This window comes from Candidatus Nitrosopumilus sp. (genome assembly GCF_965263415.1).
In the GTDB taxonomy this organism is placed as follows: Archaea; Thermoproteota; Nitrososphaeria; order Nitrososphaerales; family Nitrosopumilaceae; genus Nitrosopumilus.
On the sequence record NZ_OZ253671.1, the window covers coordinates 1030128 to 1055432 of the forward strand.

Here is a 25305-nt window from a genome sequence, read left to right on the forward strand (position 1 = left end):
TTGAAACACAGTAGGGATGTATTCCTCAATCGACTGTTAGTATGTATATTAGCTGTAATTCTACTCGTTCCTCCTGCTGCACTTCCAATTTTTGATCCTATACAATTTGCATCTGCTCAAACTACTACGATTTTTTCAGATCAGTTTAACCGCTCAGATAGTGACAATGTGGGAAATGGTTGGTCTGAATCTGACAATGGTTCTGGCGCTGAAGCTAAGATAGATAATAATCGGCTGACTTTCGATAGTAGTGATAATTCTAACCAGCCATGTGTGACTTATTCATTTTCTGAACAGAACTCTGGTACACTTCAGTGGGACTATGTATTTAATTTTGAAAGAACTGGTTCTGAAAATACCTATGAATCTCACATGGAGCTTGGAGATAATCTTACATGTTCTAATGGCTCTCTTAATGGTTCACCTGTAGTAAATCTCATTTGGGCAAGTCCTGATAGAGGAATGAATGATCATGAAGGATTTGGTTATGTTGCAAATTCTGATGAAACACAGATTGCTGTAGTAAGTGGAAGTTCTGGTTCTAACTCCGGTGGTGATGCAACAATAACTGCTGTTGTAGATTTGGATTCCAACACTTATGATCTTACAATTGCAGGTGATGGATTAATTTCTGGCAGTGGTTCTACAGACATTCCATTTGATAATAATGCTGACATTAACTCTATTAGATTTTATTTAGATAATGTAGGTGATGGTAATTTTGGTGATTTAGAAATTGATGATGTTAGTATTTCTGTTGTAGATTCTGGAAGTTCTGGTAGTGTCCCATATGAAACAGGTATAGTTTCTACTGATGGTTGGACAACTGTCTCAATCCAAGGAACATACAGTGATCCTGTAATCATTGCACAACCTGTAGATGGCTTTGAGACAAGTGCGTTAATGGAATATGCCACTGCTGTTGTAAGAAATGTATCTATATCCAGCTTTGAAGTCCAACTGTATCGTGGAGATAGTACTGATGGCTCTATTGCGGGTAATGTAGGATACATCGTTGTTGAAAAAGGTAATCATACACTTTCTGGTGATGTTCAATTACAAGCAGGATCTATTGAGATATCTGAATACGATTCACGAGGAAATAATAACAGTGACTTTTACACAATAAACTTTTCACCAGCATTTGACTCTGCACCTGCTTTTGTTGCAACTGCAAACAAAGATAGTGCACAAGACTGGGTCTCTGTAAGATATCAATCTGGTGACCTATCTGCAAATAGCATTCGTGCATCTTTAGAGATTGATGAATCATATCCTGCTGGGCAAGAGGCTTCTGATATTGGTGATGGCACTAACAATGAGATGGGGTGGATTGCAATTGACAGAGGTGTCTTTGATGGGATGGAGGCTGGTCTAGAAACCGCCATCAATGAAGATCCTGGTTCTAGCAACTGGGAACGTCTAGGCTTTTCAAACACTTATTCTAATCCTGTATTTTTTGCTATAACAAATCAGCAAGGTGGTGATCCAACAACTGTTGGACGAAACAATTTAGGTGAAACTGCAGTTGGTATTAGACTAACAGAGGATACTGCTAATGATAATGAACAAGGTCACGCCACAGGCGCTGCATTATGGATGGTATTTGAGAAAACAACTTCTGATGCATCTGTTCCAGGACAACCACTCAATATTTCTGCAACTGCAGGTGATGAAGAAGTCTCACTATCTTGGACTGCGCCAAATGATGATGGCGGCGCTACAATTGATTACTATGTTGTTCAATATCGTATATCTGGCATTGCTGAATGGACTACTTTTGGTAACACTCCTGACACAACTCCGTTTTTGACTGTAACTAATTTGACTAATAATGTAACATATGAATTCCAAGTCTTAGCTCACAACTCTGTAGGTAACAGTAATCCTTCTGGTGCTGCAAATGCAACCCCTACCCCATCTGTAACAGTACCTAGTGCACCAACAAATCTTTCTGCAACTGCAGGTGATGAACAAGTCTCACTATCTTGGACTGCACCTTCTAATGGAGGTGCTCCAATAAGTTCTTACATAGTAGAATATTCTGATGATGGGACCTTCGATCAAAACACCCCATCTGTAACAGTATCTGGAAATCCTCCTGATATTGAAACTATTGTATCTGGATTAACAAATGACCAAGAGTACACATTTAGAGTATCTGCTGTAAATGAAGAGGGTACAGGTAGTCCATCTGGTACCGTCACTACTGCCCCCACTGGTCCTGTAACAATCGAAATTCAGGTAAATCATAATCATGATGATGCAGAAGAAGAAGTTGATGATGGTGATGTAGATCGTGGTAGCAGTGATCTGGAACTTACAGAAGATGATGGTGATCAACAAGAGATTGGAATTAGATTCAATAATATTGCAATTCCTTCTGGTGCAATAATTCAGAATGCATATGTTCAGTTTACAGTAGATGAAACAGATGATGATGAGACTACTCTTGAAATCTTTGGTGAGGACACTGATGACTCTGAAAGATTTGATAATGAAGATGACAATATTTCTGATAGAACAAAGACTTCTGCATCTGTTTCATGGTCTCCTGCCGAATGGGATGATGTTGGAGAATCTGGATCTGATCAAAGAACTCCAAATATTGCATCTATAATACAAGAAATTGTTAACAGAGAAGGATGGGGAGAAGACAATTCCCTTTCAATTATAATCACTGGTACTGGTAAAAGAGCTGCAGAATCCCATGACGGTGATTCTGATGCAGCACCAATACTTGTAGTCACTTATTCATTTAACGTTTCAGTACCTAGTGCACCAACAAATCTTTCTGCAACTGCAGGTGATGAACAAGTCTCACTATCTTGGACTGCACCTTCTAATGGAGGTGCTCCAATAAGTTCTTACATAGTAGAATATTCTGATGATGGGACCTTCGATCAAAACACCCCATCTGTAACAGTATCTGGAAATCCTCCTGATATTGAAACTATTGTATCTGGATTAACAAATGACCAAGAGTACACATTTAGAGTATCTGCTGTAAATGAAGAGGGTACAGGTAGTCCATCTGGTACCGTCACTGCCACACCTGCCTCTAATGTGGAATTGCCTAGTGCACCAACTAATCTTTCTGCAACCCCTGGAAACACCGAAGTCTCACTATCTTGGACTGCACCTGATAGTTCTGCTGGTGAAATTACCTTTGACACTGTAGTGGATAATGAAGACAACCTTTGTTCTGATGACTCTTGTTCAATCTCAATTGATGTTTCTGCTGATAGTAACCGTATGATTTTGGTAGGAATTGCTGATGAGGATGGTAATCCTAAAGATGTTTCCTCAATTGATGTCAACTCTAATTCTGGTGTTGGCATATCTGTTGGTTCCTCTGAAATCCATTCTGGAACAGGACAACGTGTAGAATTATGGAGAATTATGGATGAGCACATTCAAACAGGCTCTAACACCATAACTGTAAACTTTGATTCTTCTATTGGTGGCGCTGGTATAATTGCAATGTCATTTTCTGGTGTTGCACAACAGGCAGAAGAGGACAAAGAATCTGAAACAAATACTAACGCTAATTCAATTAGTCAAAGCATTACAACACAAACTGATGGTGCACTACTTGTATCATTAATCGGAAATGGCGGAAGTGGTTCTTACACATCTCATGGTGATGGTCAAACAGAAAGATCTGACTTTAATCCGTCAAGTGCAGTTGCAGCAATTACTACTGAGATAAAGGAAACTGCTGGTTCTGATATCCAATCTCATACTGCTAGTGGAACTGCTAATAGGCAAGCACAATTTGTTGCAGCATTTGCACCTGCCCAAACTACTGCTGATGTCACAGATTATGTGATCGAGTATAGTAGTGGTTTTGGTTGGAATACCTTTGCTGATGGCACAAGTATTGATACAACAGCTACTGTTACTGGATTAACTAACAACCAAGAATACTCTTTCAGAGTATTTGCTGTAAATGATGATGGTACAGGACCTGCATCAAATATTGCTACTGCAACACCAACTTCTGCCACAATTTTGACCGTACAAATCTCACAATCTTCTGATGATGCAGAACAAGATGACGGCAATGAATCTGGTAATGAAGACATGTACCTTACTAGCAGTGATCTAGATATTGATGACTCTGACTATGTCGGTTTAAGATTCAATGGAATCAACATCCCACAAGGAGCTACCATTACTGGTGCATATGTAGAGTTTACATCTGAAGAAGATGAATCTGGTAGTTCATCTGCAACAATACGAGGACAGTTAATTGCTGATGCTCCAACATTTACAAATTCTGATAATGATATTGCTTCTAGAACAACTACCTCTGCATCTGTTTCATGGAATGACATTGGAAACTGGGATGAAGATGAAATTAGTGATGATACTAGAACTCCAAATATTGCATCTATCATTCAAGAGATAATCAATCTTTCTGGTACTGGAGAAAATCTTCTAATCAATGGCGGATTTGAAAATCCCACTGTTACTGAAAATGGTGGTACTTGGCAAATATTCCCTGATGGTACCTCAGGTATTGGTTGGACTGTTAGTAGTGATGGTTTGGAAATACAACGCGGTGCAGTAACTTCTGCTGATGAAGGAGAACAAAGTGCAGAACTTGATGGTAATGTTTCTACTACCATCTCTCAAACTATGTCCACTGTTTCTGGTCAGACGTACACTCTTTCATTTGCATCAATGGCAAGACCTGATACTGATGCTTCCACTAATGGTCTTCAAGTAACTTGGAATGGTGTAGATGTTGCTCCTGCCCTGACACTTGGTAATTCATGGGAGACTACAACTGTTCAAGTAACTGGTACTGGAAGTGATGTTTTAGCATTCATTGATACTGGAACTTCTGATAGTTATGGAACATTTGTTGATGATGTCTCTTTAACTGGTACAGTTGGTTGGGAATCTGGCAATTCTCTTGTATTGATTTTTGAAGCATCAAGTGCATCAAGTGACAGAGATGCATATTCATATGATGGAAACCAATATGAATCTCCAAGATTATACATTACATACTCTGTTGAAGGCACAACACCTAGTGCACCAACAAATCTTACTGCTGAACCTGATAATACTCAAGTATTCCTCTCTTGGGCTCCCCCATCTGACAATGGAGGATCTGCCATTATAGACTATATTCTAGAATACAATGATGGCAATGGATGGCAAGTATTCAATGATGGAACAAGTATTGATACAACTGATGTTGCAGTAACTGGATTAACAAACGGACAATCTTATGACTTTAGAGTATCTGCTGTAAATGCAGAAGGAACAGGACCTACATCAAACGAAGCAACTGCAACTCCTGCAGGCGTTCCAGATGCACCTGTAATAGATGAATCTATTGGTGGTAACGATCAAGTGTACTTGACATGGGAACATCCTCCAAACAATGGTGCAGCAATCACTGACTATATCATAGAAGTAGATGATGGTGATGGCTGGGAAGTATTCAATGACGGAACAAGTACTAACCGATTTGTAACTGTAGATAATTTAGTAAACGGAGAAACGTATTCTTTCAGAGTAAAGGCAGTAAACTCTGCAGGTGAAGGTCCATTCTCTACTCCTGTTACTGCTGTTCCTAGCTCTACTGCTACAGCTCCATTCTTACATACTTTAACTCCTGATAATGCTGAAGTGTTTGTTGATTGGGATGCCCCTAGTGATGATGGCGGCTCTGAAATCACATCTTACAAAGTAGAATATTCTACTGATGGAACATTTGATGCTAACACTCCATCTGTAACAATATCTGGTAATCCTCCTGCAACTGAAACAACTGTAACTGGATTAACTAACGGACAGACATACACATTCAGAGTTATTGCAATAAATGACAATGGACCTAGTTCTCCTTCCACTCCTGATACTGCTACACCAGCTACAGTACCTGATGCACCAGTAATTGATCCTGCTCAAACAATTACCGGTGATGAATTTGTAACTATTACTTGGTCTACTCCATATGATGGAGGTTCTCCACTTGTAGATTATGTCATCCAATACAAACCAGCAGGTGGTTCTTGGACAACAGTTAATGATGGTGCAAACAACCTTGCAAATACAATCACTATTGTTGATCTTGACAATGGTGTTGAATACTCATTCCAAGTAGCAGCTGTAAATGGCGTTAACCAAGGCCCATACTCCCCACTATCTCTTGCAACTCCTGGAGATGTTCCAGATCAAATTCTTGACCTTTCTGTTGAACGTGGAGATGAACAAGTTCTTCTTACTTGGTCTGCACCTGACAACAACGGATTCCCAATCACTGATTATGTTATAGAAGTAGATTATGGCAATGGATTTGAAGTTTATAATGACGGTCAGTCAATTGATACAACTGATGTACCAGTAACTGGATTAGATAATGGTGTACTACACAAATTCAGAGTATATGCACAAAATGCTCTTGGTGATGCAACTCCATCTAATGAAGTTGAAGCAACACCGGCTAGAGCACCTGATGCCCCAGTAATTACTCAACTCAATCCTGATGATGGACAAATTGAAGTTATTTGGTCTGCACCAGTAAACAACGGTGGTGAATCAGTAGATGAATACCGTCTTGAATGGTCAACTAATGACTTTGCATCAATACTTGGTGATGTAACACTTTCAGGCAATCCTCCTGCTACCACTTACACAGTTACTGGTTTGACTAATGGTGACACTTACTACTTTAGAGTAATTGCAATAAATGAAGTAGATGAAAGTGACCCATCTGTTGTAGAATCTGCAATTCCTGTAACTGTCCCAGACAAACCAGTTCTTAATGCACCTGTTGTTGGTGATTCGTCACTTACTGTTTCATGGTCTGCACCATATGATGGTGGCTCTGCATTAACTGGCTATACACTTTCTATAACTGATGTAACAGGTGGTAATACTTTCCCTGATGTATCATTATCTGCAAATGCAGTTGACTATAATGCAAGTGAATTAACCAATGGAAACACATACTCCTTTACACTTATTGCAATTAACGCTGAAGGTTCAAGTGAATCATCTGATCCTGTAACTGGAATTCCACTTGGTGCACCTGGGCAAATTGATGACCTTGGTGCAGAATCAGGTGACAAACAAGTAGACCTTACTTGGACTCAACCAGACCTTAACGGCAGCGGTGACATTACATCTTACACAGTTGAAGTACGTGACTCTTCTGGAACTCTAGTTGATACAATTGTCATAACTGGAACCGGAGGAAATCCACCAGCAACTTCTACAACAGTTACTGGTTTGACCAACAATGAAACATACTCATTTACAATTACTGCAACTAATGAAAACAACCTAACTAGCACTCCATCTGATCCTGTAACTTCAACTCCACTAGGAGCTCCAGCAGCACCAGGCAACCTTACACCAACTCCAGGTGACAAACAAGTAGACCTCACTTGGACTCAACCAGACCTTAACGGCAGCGGTGACATTACATCTTACACCGTTACAGTACTTGACCCAAGTGGAAACACAGTTCAAACAATTGTAATTGGTGATGATGAAGCACTAGCAACCTCTACCACCATCACTGGCTTGAATAATGGCGTAACATACACCTTTGAAGTAACTGCAACTAATGAAAACAACCTAACAAGCAGTGCAGCAACCACAACTTCCACTCCATTAGGAGCACCAGGACAAATTGACACTCCTACTGCAGAATCAGGTGACAAACAAGTTGGTCTCACTTGGACTCAACCAGACCTTAACGGCAGCGGTGACATTACATCTTACACAGTTGAAGTTTACGATTCCTCTAACACACTAGTTGACACTATCACCATAACTGGAACCGGAGGAAATCCACCAGCAACTTCTACAACAGTTACTGGTTTGACCAACAATGAAACATACTCATTTACAATTACTGCAACTAATGAAAACAACCTAACTAGCACTCCATCTGATCCTGTAACTTCAACTCCACTAGGAGCTCCAGCAGCACCAGGCAACCTTACACCAACTCCAGGTGACAAACAAATTGCTCTCACTTGGACTCAACCAGACCTTAACGGCAGCGGTGACATTACATCTTACACCGTTACAGTACTTGACCCAAGTGGAAACACAGTTCAAACAATTGTAATTGGTGATGATGAAGCACTAGCAACCTCTACCACCATCACTGGTTTGACTAATGGCGTAACATACACCTTTGAAGTAACTGCAACTAATGAAAACAACCTAACAAGCAGTGTAGCAACCACAACTGCAACTCCATTAGGTGCACCACTCCAAGTAACAGGTCTTCAAGCAACTCCAGGTGATAGACAAGCATCACTATCATGGAATGAAGCAGATGATAACAACAGCGGTGATATTTCATATTATACAATTACAATAACTGGTTCTGATGGTGTTCCTGTTGACCCAGTACAAGTAACTGCACCTGCCGATGAGACAATTATTACTGGATTGACAAGTGGTGTAGAGTACGAATTTACAATTACTGCCACTAATGAACATGGATTAACTAGTATTCCCTCTGCTCCTGCTACTGCAACACCATTTGGTCCTCCAAACACAGTAACAGGTCTTCAAGCAACTCCAGGTGACAAACAAGTAGACCTTGAATGGACTGAACCAGTTCCTAATGCAGGTGGTGCAATTGCATCTTACACCGTTACAGTACGTGACTCAAGTGGAACTGTAGTTCAAACAATTGTAATTGGTGATGATGAAGCACTAGCAACCTCTACAACAGTTACTGGCTTGAATAATGGTGAAACATACACCTTTGAAGTAACTGCAACTAATGAAAACAACCTAACAAGTAGTGCTGCAACAACAACTTCCACTCCATTAGGTGCACCAGGACAAATTGACACTCCTACTGCCGATGCAGGTGATGGTGAAGTAGACCTCACTTGGACTCAACCAGACCTTAACGGCAGCGGTGACATTACATCTTACACCGTTACAGTACTTGACCCAAGTGGAAACACAGTTCAAACAATTGTAATTGGTGATGATGAAGCACTAGCAACCTCTACAACAGTTACTGGCTTGAATAATGGTGAAACATACACCTTTGAAGTAACTGCAACTAATGAAAACAATCTAACTAGCACTCCATCTGATCCTGCCACTGCAACACCTATTACTACCCCTAATGCTCCAACCAATCTTGATGCCACTGCACTTTCTGATACTGAGATTGAATTAACTTGGACTGCACCTCCAACTAATCCACAATTTGGTACTTTGATAGGTTATCAAATTGAAAGACAAGCAGAAGGTGAATCTGACTTTACAATAATTGTGGCAGATACCCAAACTACTGCAACTACATTTAATGACTCTGGATTATCTAGTGGTGTAGAATACACCTATAGAGTTTCTGCTATTACTACTGCTGGTATAGGTGATGCATCTAGTCCTGCAAGTGCAACTACATTTACTGTTCCAGATAAACCAGTTCTTAATGCACCTGTTGTGGGTGACTCTTCACTTACTGTTTCATGGTCTGCACCAAATGACGGTGGAACTCCATTAACTGGTTACACACTCAGTATTACTAATCTTACAACTGGCGATGTTGTAGATAATGTATCTTTAGGTACAAATGCAATTGACTATACTGCAAACCAACTAACAAATGGAAATGAATATTCCTTTACCCTTATTGCAATAAATAGTGTTGGTCCAAGTGAATCATCTGATCCTGTAACTGGAATTCCACTTGGTGCACCTGGGCAAATTGATGACCTTGGTGCAGAATCAGGTGACAAACAAGTAGACCTTACTTGGACTCAACCAGACCTTAACGGCAGCGGTGACATTACATCTTACACAGTTGAAGTTTACGATTCCTCTAACACACTAGTTGACACTATCACCATAACTGGAACCGGAGGAAATCCACCAGCAACTTCTACAACAGTTACTGGCTTGAATAATGGTGAAACATACACCTTTGAAGTAACTGCAACTAATGAAAACAACAGTACTGGTCCTGCTGCAACTGCTACTGCAACACCATATGGCCCACCAGCAGCACCAGGCAACCTTACACCAACTCCAGGTGACAAACAAGTAGACCTCACTTGGACTCAACCAGACCTTAACGGCAGCGGTGACATTACATCTTACACCGTTACAGTACGTGATCCAAATGGAGCTATTGTTGACACTATCACCTTAACTGGCTCACAGGGAGCCCCACCAGCAACTTCTACAACAGTTACTGGTTTGACTAATGGCGTAACATACACCTTTGAAGTAACTGCAACTAATGAAAACAACCTAACAAGCAGTGCAGCAACCACAACTGCAACTCCATTAGGTGCACCACTCCAAGTAACAGGCCTTGAAGCAACTCCAGGTGACAAACAAGTATCTCTAGAATGGGATCCAGCCGATGAAAACAACAGCGGTGACATTACATCTTACACAGTTGAAGTTTACGATTCCTCTAACACACTAGTTGACACTATCACCATAACTGGAACCGGAGGAAATCCACCAGCAACTTCTACAACAGTTACTGGCTTGAATAATGGTGAAACATACACCTTTGAAGTAACTGCAACTAATGAAAACAACAGTACTGGTCCTGCTGCAACTGCTACTGCAACACCATATGGCCCACCAGCAGCACCAGGCAACCTTACACCAACTCCAGGTGACAAACAAATTGCTCTCACTTGGACTCAACCAGACCTTAACGGCAGCGGTGACATTACATCTTACACCGTTACAGTACTTGACCCAAGTGGAAACACAGTTCAAACAATTGTAATTGGTGATGATGAAGCACTAGCAACCTCTACCACCATCACTGGTTTGACTAATGGCGTAACATACACCTTTGAAGTAACTGCAACTAATGAAAACAACCTAACAAGCAGTGCAGCAACCACAACTGCAACTCCATTAGGTGCACCACTCCAAGTAACAGGTCTTCAAGCAACTCCAGGTGATAGACAAGCATCACTATCATGGAATGAAGCAGATGATAACAACAGCGGTGATATTTCATATTATACAATTACAATAACTGGTTCTGATGGTGTTCCTGTTGACCCAGTACAAGTAACTGCACCTGCCGATGAGACAATTATTACTGGATTGACAAGTGGTGTAGAGTACGAATTTACAATTACTGCCACTAATGAACATGGATTAACTAGTATTCCCTCTGCTCCTGCTACTGCAACACCATTTGGTCCTCCAAACACAGTAACAGGTCTTCAAGCAACTCCAGGTGACAAACAAGTAGACCTTGAATGGACTGAACCAGTTCCTAATGCAGGTGGTGCAATTGCATCTTACACAATTACTGTTACTGATCCAAATGGCAATGTAGTTCAAACAATTCCAATTAACGCCCCAGCAGATGAAGCAAATATTGATGGTTTGAACAACGGTGTAGAATACACATTCACAATTACTGCTACTAACGTTAATGGTGTAACTGGTGATGCTGCAACAATAACTGCAATTCCTGCAACAGTCCCACTACCTCCAGTTCTTGACTCTGCTGACAGAGGTAACCAATCTGTAGCCCTTTCATGGACTCCGCAATTTGATCAAGGAAGTGTAATTACTCAATACATAATTGAATATTCTAGTGATAACTTCCAAACTACTGGAACTGTAATAATTGGTGATGATGAAGCATTAGCAACTTCTACAACTATTTCCGGATTAACAAATGGATTGACATACCAATTCCAAGTTATAGCAAGTAATGGCTTTGGACCTAGTGATCCATCTAACATAAAGTCTGCAAAACCAGCAACATTCCCTGATGCCCCAACATTAGATTCTGCTGACAGAGGTAACCAATCTGTAGCACTTTCATGGACTCCTGGTAATACTGGTGGCGAACCAATTGACTCTTATCATGTAGAGTGGTCTGATGATGAAAACTTTGCAAGCATCTTAGATACTGCAACAATTTCAGGTAACCCCCCTGCTGAATCTTACACAGTTACTGGTTTGACAAATGGTGAGACTTACTACTTTAGAATAATTTCAACTAACGTAATTGATGACAGTGCTCCATCAAACATATTCTCACAAACTCCAGCTACTACTCCAAGTGAACCACTAAACCCTGATGCTGAACCTGGACCTAACCAAGTTGAGGTATCTTGGACATTACCATCCAGTGATGGCGGTGCTGAGATTGAATACTATGTAGTTCGTTACAGCAGTGATGGTGACAATTGGACTGAAGAGCAAACTGCAAATGGAAATGTATTCTCACTTGTAATTGACGACTTAACAAACGGTACACCCTATCTATTTGAAATATTTGCACACAACGACGTTGGAGATGGTGATATCTCTGATAGAGTGACTGCAACCCCTGCAACATCTCCATCTGCCCCACAGAACCTTGTTGCTACTCCTCAAACTGGCCAAGTTCTATTGGTATGGGAGAAACCATCAAGTGATGGAGGTGCAGCAATTACATCTTACACCGTAAAGTGGACTCCTGGTGATACATTTGATCCAAATAACTTTGAATCTGTAACAATTACTAGCGTTGATGGCGTAGCCCCACCTGTAACTACTACAACTGTTACTAATTTGACAAACGGTCAAACATACACATTTGTTGTAACTGCTACAAACTCTGCTGATGAAGGCCCTGCATCAAATCCTGCAACCGCAACACCAGCAAATCCACCTGATGCCCCAGTACTTGTATCTGTAACAAGTGATGATGATCAAGCAAGTACCATTGTATGGAATCAACCAGCAGATGGTGGTTCTCCAGTAATTGATTATCTTGTAGAGTACACTTCTACTGGCGAATTTAACAACCCACAAGATGTAGAATCTGAAACTATTTCTGCTCCACAGAACGATGATCCTGTTAGTGCAACAATTGATGGACTTGAGAATGGTGAAGAATACTCATTTAGAGTAACTGCAAGAAACCTTGTTGCCTCTGGTGATGCATCAAATGTTTTAACTGGAATTCCTTCAACTAACCCACTACCTCCAAGAGATCTTGAGGTAACTGATAGCGGTAATGGATTTGCCTCACTTTCATGGTTGACCCCATTAGATGATGGTGGTGATGACCTTGTAGCATATACTGTAGAATATTCTGATGAAAACTTTGCACTTGGTTCAATCCAGACTCTAGAAATTACTCCTGTTGATGGTGTCTTGCCAACAACTGCAACAATATCTGGTCTAGATAACGGTTCAGAATACAAGTTTAGAGTAATTGCTCATAACGAAGATGATGGTGACAATGATGATACTGATGATTCTAGTATTCCATCTAACACCGTAAGTGCAACTCCATCTACTGTACCTGATGCCCCAACATTACTTGAAGTTACAGACCGTGGTAATGGATTTGTCTCACTATCTTGGACTGGTTCTGCATTTGATGGCGGCTCTTCACTAAACACCTATGTTGTAGAGTACACTGATGATGAAAATGGAGTATTTGATGAACCTCCATTATCTGTAATAATTGGTGATAATGAAACACTAGATACCCAGGCAACTATTTCTGGACTTGACAATGGTATTGAATATACATTCCGTGTAAAGGCAACTAATGATAATGGCTCAAGTGGTTACTCTAATGAGGCAACTGAAACTCCTGCAAAAGCACCTGATGCCCCAATATTAGATTCTGCTGTTCGTGGTGATGAGTCTGTAACACTATCATGGACTCCAGGATTTGATGGTGGTTCTGATTTGACCCAATATACAGTTCAATACACCTCAACTGGAGCATTTGATCCAGAAGACACTGTATCTGAAGTTTTCAATACTGATCCATTACCAACTACTGTAACAATTGATGGATTAACTAATGGTGTTACTTATACATTTAGAGTATTTGCAACAAACATTGAAGACAACGGTCCAGTATCAAATACACTTGATGCCAAACCTGCTACTGTTCCAACAAAGCCACTACAACTTAACGCACAATTTGGCAATCAACAAGTCGAACTAAACTGGCAATTGCCAGCAGATGACGGTGGAGAAGATATTATTGATTACATTATTGAATTTAGATCTATTCCTCCAACTAACCCTCTAGTTTTAGGATGGCAAACATTTGATGAAGGTGTTGATGGCATTAACACTAATCTCTTTGTAACCGTAACTGATCTCACAAATGGTGTATTATACCAGTTTAGGGTATCTGCCGAAAATATTGTAGATGTTGGCCCTCCGTCTAATGTGGCAACTGCGATACCTAAAACTACATCTACAGCACCAATTGGACTAAATGCAGAAACAATATCTGACACTGCAATTGATCTTGAATGGCTTGCACCTCTACTTACAGGAGGTGCCTCAATTGATGGATACCAAATCGAAAGGCAAGCAGAAGGTGAATCTGACTTTACAATAATTGTAGCAGACACTGGAAGTGCTGATACAACATACTCTGACACTGGTTTGGATAGAGGAACATCATATACATACAGAGTTTCTGCTATTACCGGGGCAGGAGTTGGTGATGCATCATCTACTGCTGAGGCCACAACATTTGATGTACCTGGCAAGACAGAAATTATTAGCTTGACTCCTGGGGATTCCCAAGTAGAAATAATTTGGTCTGACCCATCTGATGGTGGTACACCAATTACTGGTTACAGAATTGAATACACTACTAGTGAAACTGATGCAAACAATGGTGTTTTCATATCATCTGTTGATGTTGCAGCATCTCCACTATCTGCAACAATCAGTAACTTGAACAATGGTGATACTTACTACTTTAGAGTCACAGCTACTAACATAGTAGACTATGGTGAGCCATCCGATGTTGACTCTGCAATTCCAGCTAGAGCACCTGATGCCCCAACTGATCTAGTTGCAACACTTGGAGATGGGCAGGTTACAATTGGATTTACTCCTCCAGTAGAGGATGGCGGCTCTGATATCATTGACTATTACATTGAATACAGTCTTGACAATGGAGATAACTGGTTTGAGTTTGATGATCAAACAGAATCAACTACTCCTGAGATTACAGTTACTGGTCTTAACAATGGACAAGAATATCTATTCCGTGCAGTCGCAGTAAATGGCGTTGGTCCTGGCGATGAATCTGTTCCAGTTGCTGAGACACCTGCTGCACTATCTGGTAACCCCACTGATCTAGTTGCAACTCGTGGCAATTCCCAAGCATCATTGACATGGGAGGCACCAGCTGTTACTGGTGGTGTCCCAGTTACATCATACATTGTTGAATATACTGATGATGAAAACGGAGACTTTGGTGCAAATCCACCATCTCAAACTGTAACAAGTGAAACATTACCTGTCCCAACTAACACTGTAATTAATGGACTCCAAAACGGTGTAACATACACATTCCGTGTTATTGCTATAAACACTGCAGGACCTAGTGGCCCATCAAACACTGATACTGCAAAACCAGCTACTGTTCCAGATGCCCCGACATTTGATGATCCACAACCTTCTGCTGGTACTGTAGGATTGTCGTGGACTACAGGCAATACTGGCGGTGAACCAATATTACAATACAGAATTGACTATACATCTGATGACACATTTGTAGACGGTGAATTCCAATCAGAGTTTGTTAACCATCCAACAACTTCAGTTGACATCGAAGACTTGGAAAACGGCGTAGAATACCAATTTAGAATATCTGCAAGTAACGTTATTGACTTTGGTGAGTCATCTGCACCAATAACTGCAACACCAGTTGACGGCCCAAGTCAAGTTACCGGTCTTAGTGGGCAACGTGGAAATGGTGAAGTATCATTATCCTGGTCTGAACCATTTGATGGTGGTGTTACCATTGATACTTATGTAATTGAATACTCTAAAGATGGATTCCAAAATATTCTTACTCAAACAGTAACTGGACTTCCACCAGTAACTAACGCAGTGATTGGAGACTTGGAGAATGGTGTAACCTATGAATTTAGAGTATATGCGCAAAACGATATTGATGATGGACCTGTATCTACTGCAATATCTGTAACCCCTGCAACTGTTCCAACTCCACCAACTAACTTGATTCCAACATTTGGCAGTACTCAAGTATCTCTAGGATGGACCACATCATCTGATGATGGCGGTTCAGACATTGACGATTATATCGTAGAATTCAAACTAAAGAGTGAATCTGACTGGCAAGTATTTGACGATGGAATAAATGATGTTCCTGGAGCTACAGTAACTGGTCTTACAAACGGACAAATTTACGAGTTTAGAGTAAAGGCTCACAACGATGTTGGTAACAGTGACCCATCTGAAGTTAAAGAAGCAACACCTGCTGCACCTCCTGCTGCACCAGAGATACTAACTGCTGTTGGCAGTAATGAAACAGTAACCGTAACATGGAATCTTGCAGCCACAAACGGTGCACCAGTTACCGAATATGAACTTCATTACTCTATTGATGGATTTGTCAACGACTTTAACACAATTACTGTTGCAACACAAGAAACCGGACCAGTATCTTATGCTGTAGATGATCTTGAAAATGCTCGCACATATTCATTTAAAGTTAGAGCAAATAGCATTGCATCATTTGGACCATTCTCAAATACACTTGATGCTGTTCCATTTACAACACCAAACGCCCCAACTGATCTTGAAGCAACACGTGGTAATGGAGAAGTTACACTAGAATGGAATAAACCAGACTTTAATGGCGGTTCTCTAATTTCATCCTATGTTGTAGAGTACTCCTCTGACAACTTTGTTAATACTCAAGAGCAAACTGTCGCTCCATCTGATGATCCAGTAACTACTGTTATTGATGAATTAGACAATGGTACATTGTACTCCTTTAGAGTAAAGGCAGTCAATGCTGCAGGTTCTGGTGCATTATCTGATACTGCAACTGCTACTCCTGCAACTGTACCTGCTGCCCCAACACTTGATACTGCAACTCCAGGAGATGAATCTGTACTACTTGGATGGACTCCATCTGAAAATACCGGTGGTGATGCACTAATCGACTATCTAATTCAATTCAGAGAATTAGATGCAAACAATGACACAGAATCTAACTGGACAACATTTGATGAAGGTAATGGTGGCGTTAACGTTTTGACTAGCATTACTGTTGATGATCTTACAAATGGTGTAACTTACGAATTTAGAGTATTTGCCAAGAACACTGTTCCTGGACAAAGTATTCCATCTAATGTTCTTTCTGCAGAACCATCTTCTGCACCTAGTGCTCCAAGAGAACTTAGAGTAACTGACATTGGCGATGAATCTGTTTCACTTTCATGGTTGGCCCCAGCAGATAATGGTGGCGATGCAATTGTAGCATACACTGTAGAATATTCTGATGAAAACTTTGCACTTGGTTCAATCCAAACCCGAGAAATTACCCCTGTTAATGGTGTCTTGGCAACATCTACAACAATATCTGGTCTAGAAAATGGTATAGATTACCAGTTTAGAGTAGTTGCCCATAACGCAGATGATGATCCACAAATCCCAGATTCAAGTGTTCCATCTACTCCTGTAACTGGAACTCCTGGAACCATACCTGGTATTCCAACTAATCTAGTTGCAACAACACTTTCTGGTACTGAAATCCAACTAGTCTGGCAAGCCCCATCTGATGATGGAGGACGTGCAGTATCTGGTTACTTAATTGAGAGACTAGGAGCTGATGGTTCATTTGCAGAAGTAACTACAACAACTATACCTGTACCTGAATCCCCAACTGCTGCTGACACTACATTTACTGACACTGGATTATCTCTAGGAACTACTTACACTTACAGAGTATCTGCAGTTAACGTACTTGGAACTGGTGATCCATCAGAAACAGATGATGCTACAACATTTGATTATCCATCTGCACCTGTACTTGATGCTGCAATACGAGGAAATGAACTTGTAACCCTACAATGGACTGCTCCATCTGATAACGGTGGAACTCCGCTAGAAAATTACATTGCTCAATTTAGATTACTAGGTGCTAGTGATTGGACTACTTTTGATGATGAGATTCCATTAGATCCAACTGAAATTAATATAGATACTGGTTTGACTAATGGACAGACTTATGAATTCAGAGTTATTGCTGAGAACTCTGTTGGCGAAAGCGAAGCCTCTAATGTCTTACAAGCAAAGCCTGCAACCACTCCAAGCAAACCTCTACAAGTTGGCGCAGAATTCGGTGATAGACAAGTATCACTTACATGGTTAGAGCCAGAAATTTCTGGTGGAGATGACATCTTTGATTACATCATAGAGTTTAGACTTGCATCACAAACCCCCGAAGCTGTATGGCAAATATTTGATGAAGGTCTAACTGGTATCAACACTAACCTCTCTGCAATTGTAACTGGTCTTACAAACGGACAAACTTACGAGTTTAGAATATCTGCTGAAAATGATGTAGGTGTTGGTGATACATCTGACGTTGCAACAGCAACACCTGCTACTACTTCTGATGCTCCAACTGACTTAGAAGCAGAAGCAATCTCGGGTACTGAAATTACACTTTCATGGATTGCACCACAAAATACTGGTGGATTTGCAATTACTGGTTACTTGATAGAACGTCATGATGGTGATGGTAACTTTGATAATATTACAACCACATCTGTATCCTTGCCCCCACTACCTATTGACACCACATTTACTGACACTGGGTTGTTACAAGGAACTACTTACACATACAGAGTATCTTCAATAACTCAACTTGGAGCAGGTACTGCATCTGGTACTGACAGTGATACAACATTTGATGTTCCAGATAAACCAGAAATTACATCTGCAGACCGTGGCAATACACAGGTAGACCTTTCATGGACTAAACCCGCAAACAATGGCGCTGCAATAACTGCATACTTGATACAATACTCTGATGATGGTACATTTGACAACACCACTCCATCTGTAACTTTGGCAGTATCTGATCTTACCGAACTATCCACAACCATTGATGGACTTGAGAATGGTGAAGAATATTCATTTAGAATTATCGCAATCAACTCTGTTGGACAAAGTGACCCATCTGATGTAGTTGCTGCAACCCCAGCTACATTCCCAGGTGCTCCAACAATTACCTCTGCAACATTTGGTGATGGACAGGTAACGCTAACTTGGACTGGACCAACAGAAGATGGCGGTTCTGATGTCCTTGATTACGCCATTACAATTACTTCATCTCTTGGCACTGATAGTATAGTAGTTCCAAACACTCCACTTACCAAACTAATTGACGGACTTGACAACGGTGTATCTTACACATTTACTATCTCTGCTAGAAACGATGTAGGTTCTGGTCCTGATTCTGCACCAGAAATTGTGATACCTGCAGCAAAACCTGATGTGCCGACAGATCTTGAAGCAGAAGCAATCTCTGGTACTGAAATTGATCTTACATGGTTTGCTCCAGCAAACACTGGTGGTCTAGGAATTACTGGTTATCTAATCGAACGTCATGATGGCGATGGAAACTTTGCAACAATTGCTACACCTTCTGTTTCTAATCCTCTATCTACTGATGATGCAATATTCAATGATACTGGATTAGAACTCGGAACTACTTACACATACAGAGTATCTGCAATAACTGGTGCTGGTACTGGCTCTTCATCACAACCAGCAAGTGATACCACATTTAACGTACCAGACAAACCGACAATTACTGAAGTTAATGTAGGTAATACTCAACTTGAAATTGTTTGGACTGCTCCAGCAAACAACGGCGGTTCTCCAGTTACCTCTTACACTGTAGAATACAAACTAACCACTGCAAATTCATGGCAACTATCGCCAATACCCCCAGCTGATGGAGCCCTTGATGTAACAGTAATTGGACTTGAAAACGGTAAAGAATACGAGTTTAGAGTATTTGCAATTTCTACTGTTGGTACAAGTTTGCCTTCTGATGTTGCAACCGGAATTCCTGCAACCACACCAAGTGCTCCACTCAATGTAGTTGCTACTAGAGGTGACACCGAAGTTTCATTAACATGGGATCTTCCAGCAGATGATGGTGGTTCCTCAATCCGTGATTATCTAATTGAATATGCATCAGCTGAATTGAACCTTAACTTTACTCCATTTGTTGAACAAGAAGAAAACACTGACCGATTTGCAACAGTAACTGGTCTTACAAACGGAGTCGAATACACATTCAGAATACAAGCAGTAAACGGAATTGCTGCAGGAGATTACTCTGCAACCACTGCTGATTCTGCAGCAGTTCCAGCAGGAACCCCATCAACACCAGTAATTAGTACTGTAATTGCTGATGATGAACTAGTTAACCTAACATGGCTTGCATCTGATGCAAACGGCGGAAATAACCTGGTATATCTTGTTGAAACCTCAACTGATGGATTTACCTCCTTAGTTGATTCTGCAACTACTTCTAATTTGGTATACAATGTAGATGGTCTGCAAAACGGTCAAGAATACTCGTTTAGAATAACTGCCGTCACTGATGCAGGCTCTAGTACAACAACTGTCCCTGTAACTGCAACCCCATTCGCATTACCAGATGCACCAGTACTTGATGGAAGTCGTGGAAATACCGAAGTCAATCTTACATGGACACAAGGAGATACCGGCGGATTCTCCATTGAAGAATTCATAATTGAATACACTGCTGATGAATTCACTTCAGATACACCAAGTATAGATGATGATATTTTAGATGACCTTCTTAATGATGTCCTTGACACTGAAGATTCTTCTGTTACGTCAATTACCGTATCTGCTAATGCTGTAAGTCACACAATTGAAGGATTGGCAAATGGTGTAGAATATGACTTTAGAATATTTGCAAAAACCAGTATTGGCTTTAGTGAATCATCCAATGTAGTTACATTAACCCCTGCAACTGTCCCTGGAGCTCCAACTCCACTTAGTGCTCAATTTGGTAACCAACTTGTAACTTTGACATTTGCAATTCCAACTGACAACGGTGGTGATTCAGTAGATGACTTTGTAATACAATACAGATTACAAAGTGCTTCTGAAGATACTCCATTTACAACATTTGCAGATGGTTCTGACACTTCAACCTCTGTTGTTGTTACTGATTTGACAAATGGTGAAGTATACGACTTTAGAGTACTTGCAGTCAATGATGTGGGTCAAAGTGATCCTGCAACTGCATCTGCAAAACCTGCAACCACACCTGGTGCTCCTGATGCCCTTCAGTTGGACTTTGCTAACCAACTAGTCTCCCTTGAATGGGCACTCCCATCAGATGATGGTGGTGATGAAATAGATGATTACATTGTTGAATACAGTCTTGATACTGAGGAATGGATTGTATTCCCAGATAATGTAACTCCTGCAAACTCAACTGCTGTTACTGTTACTGACTTGATTAACGGATTCCAATACTTCTTTAGAATTTCTGGTGTCAATATAGCAGGAATTGGTGACCCCTCTGAATTCAGAGCAACAACTCCAGCTACTTTGCCTTCTGCACCACGTGACTTGGAGGCAACACGAGACAATACTTCAGTACATCTAACTTGGAACGTCCCATCAGATTTGGGTGGTGCTCCATTATCTGCTTACATGGTAGAATATCTGCCACCTGGACAATCTACTTGGATTAAGTTTGGTGATGATTTGCCAGCAACTCAGACCAGCGTAACTGTTGATGGTCTAACTAATGGTGATCAATACCAATTCAGAATTACTGCAAAGAACACTGCTATAACTGACTTTGGACCCGCAAGTGATACAGTATCTGCAACACCTGCTACTACTCCAACTGCACCTAGAAACTTGGTAGTTACAACTGGCAATACCCAAGCAACACTAACTTGGGATGTTCCAGAATCAAACGGCGGTGATGCAATTATCGATTACAAGATTGAAATTAGAATTGCCGGTCAGGATTGGGATGTAATTGATGATGGAATTAGTACAACAACTCAAGGAATTGTAATTCCAAATCTTACAAATGGTGTTACTTATGAATTCCGTGTAACTGCAATAAACTCTGTAAATCCAGGCCCAGCATCTGATGTAGTTCCTGGAAAACCTGCAACTATCACAACACCTCCAAAGAAATTGGTTGTAATTCCAGGTGATACAAAACTCGATGTTACTTGGACAGAACCAACCAGTAATGGTGGCTCTGAAATCACATCTTATGTTGTACAGTATAGTACATCTGGAGTGTTTGATAATACTACCCCATCTGTAACAGTAACTGATCTAACCAATCTTATGATTACTATCTCTGGTCTTACAAATGACACTCCATACCATATTCAAGTTACTGCAATCAATGGAGTCGGTTCTAGTGAACCTGCCGGACCTATGATTGGAGTTCCATCCCTTGGTTCATCATCACCTGTAGGTCTATTTGCTGATGCAATATCTGACACCGAAGTATTTGTCTCTTGGAGTCCTCCACAAGAATTAGGTGATAGAACCCTCGAAGGATTTGTACTTGAAAGATTAGATGCCAATGGCAACGTACTTGAGACATTTACAATCAATGATCCAACAAAACTAGACTTTACTGATACTGGATTACTACCTGGTACTGAATACAAGTACCAAGTATCTGCATTACTATCCTTGGAAGGTGCTGATACTGTACAAAGTGACCCATCAAGCAGAGCCTCAGTAACTACTTTGGCTGCACCTGGTGCTCCGATTAGCCCATCTGCTATTCCAGGAAATACTGTAGTTGCATTGTCTTGGGCTGCACCAAATGATGGCGGTTCAATAATAACAGAATATAGAATTCAATACAGCACTGATGGTACATTTGATGAGACAACTCCAGAAGTATCTGTATTTGGTACCTCAACTGAACCACCTCAAACATCTGCAGACATAACTGGACTTGTAAATGACCAAGAGTACACTTTCCGTGTTATTGCAGTAACTGCAATTGATACTGGTTTACCATCTACTACTGTAACTGCTATCCCATACACCGTACCTGATGCCCCATCTAATCTAACTGCACAACGTGGACCTGGAGAGGCAAAGCTAACTTGGGAGGTACCTGATGATAATGGTCGTCCAATTACACAATACATTGTAGAATACACTGATGCTACAGATGGAATATTTACTACTGCAAATACTCTGACAACAACTGTTTCTGCCAGTGAAACAAATACCACTGTCAGTGGTTTAGGTATTGGTAAATCATTTACATTTAGAGTTTCTGCTGAAAACTTGGCAGGACAAGGACCTCCATCTGACTCTGCAATGGCAACTCCCGCAACTGCACCTGGTGCCCCAATTAATTTATCGGCAACCCGTGGTGATCCAGACGCTCTAGTTATCTGGTTTGAACCACCAAATGATGGCGGTTCCCCAATATCTCACTATGTATTAGAATATACTTCAAGTCCATTCCCAATTCCACCTGAACTAGTTGACTTTTCAAGCAAGACCAACGTGATCAGTGAATCTACTTCTATTGAACTAGATGAACTTGAAAATGGATTGTACTATACCTTTAGAGTACGTGCAATCTCAACTGTTGGCTCTAGTATCCCAACTGATCCAGTATGTCTAGTAAATGGCGGTAGTAGTGCAACAACTGCATGTATTCCAATGTTTGACAGACCACAATTCAATGATCGTATTGTAGGAACACCATTTGATGGAGCAGCTGAAATAAGATGGAATACTCCTGCAACTGATAATGGTTCTCCAGTTACAAGTTACCAAGTACAACGTCAAACAGTATCTGGCACAGGAGTAACCCTACAACAAATCCATGAAAGCCAGATCCAATATGGCTTCGATGATTTGACCTCTGATGATTTAACTGGATTAGAAAACATTGATTTCGATGAATTTGACTTTGTTGATTTCGGTGACTTGTCCGAAGAAGAAATACAAAAACTTCAAGGTATCACCAGCCTAGTTATCACTGGACTTGAAAATGAAGAAAAATATGTATTTGAAATTGCACCAGTAAATCAAGCCGGTGCTGCACGTTCTACAAACACTGTAGTAGTTGTCCCACACATGGACACCGATGAAAACGAAGACTCAACATTTGTAGAAAACCCAGACATTCCAGATGCTGCAACAATCCAAAAACAAATTGACCTTGGATTGGAAGACGGAAACTTTATCCCACCATCATCCAGCTTGGTAGATGTTGATACATTTGACTTCTTTGATGAGACATTTAATCAGAATCAGGTCTTTAGCTCTAATGTGACAGATACTGAACTTGACAAACCAAAAGATCTTGCTGATAAATTCGGATTAACCAAATACAAGGTTCCAGAGGAATTAGAATCTGGTAAAATATGGGCTGTTCCTGGTGCTATCATAGAAGTTCAAGGTGATGAAACCTTTGAAGAAATTGTATTGTCTGATCCACCTGGTACTCCAACAAACTTTGTTGGTATTGGTAGTGATGGAAGAATTGACCTTACATGGGATGCATCAACTGGAACTGTAGATAGATATCTAGTGGAATTCTCTCTTGATGATGGAACTGAATGGCTAATAGTAGAAGAAAAGACTGACAACATCCCATCATTTAGTAAAGATGGTATTGTAAACGGTAAAGACTATTTGGTTCGCGTGTCTGCTGTAAACACTGGTGGACAAAGTGATCCAACTTCCCCAATAACTGTACGTGCTTCCACAACTCCTGATAATCCATTTGATGTTTCAACACAATTTGGTAATGGTCAAGTAACTGTATTATGGAATACTCCACTAAATGATGGCGGTTTCCCAATATCCACATATGTTGTTGAATACACTGATAATGAAAATGGTGTATTTGACGAAAACTCATCCACTGTAATAATTGGTGATGATGAAACCCTTGATACTCAAGCAGTAGTATCTGGACTTGAAAATGGTATTGTGTACACATTCCGTGTAATTGCACTTAATGAAAATGGTCCAAGCATTCCATCTTCATCAGCAAGTGAAATCCCAGCAACTCAATCTGCCAGACCTACTGATCTTACTACCGTGTCTGCATTAGATTCCATTGCACTATCCTGGGGTGCTCCTCAAGACATTGGAGGTGCAACTGAAATATCTGGATATGTAATTGAACGAAGTATCTCTTCAGGATTCTTTAACGTATTAGTAGATGATACTGGAAGTGACTTGACTGCATTTGTAGACACCTCACTATTTTCAGGAACTGAATACTCTTACAGAATAGCTGCAATTACTTTGTTGCCTAGTGGCGAATCTGTAATTGGAGACTTCTCTGGTGCAATATCTACCACTACTCTGGATCTCCCAGATGAACCTACAGGACTAGAAGTATTTGCTGACAGGGGTGAACTTACCCTCACTTGGATTGATCCAGAGAATACCTCTGGACTACCTGTTTTAGGATATGAGATAGAACAA

At 40.6% G+C, this 25305-nt stretch carries 1 protein-coding gene (cut by a window edge); it reads left to right on the forward strand.

The annotated features are described in order from the left end of the window. Nucleotides 1-25305: the 5' portion of a fibronectin type III domain-containing protein gene (locus ACQY22_RS06705; protein WP_428323925.1), read on the forward strand. 4818 nt of this gene lie beyond the right edge of the window; only the first 25305 of its 30123 coding nucleotides appear in the window; it begins with the start codon at nucleotides 1-3; its stop codon lies beyond the right edge, outside the window.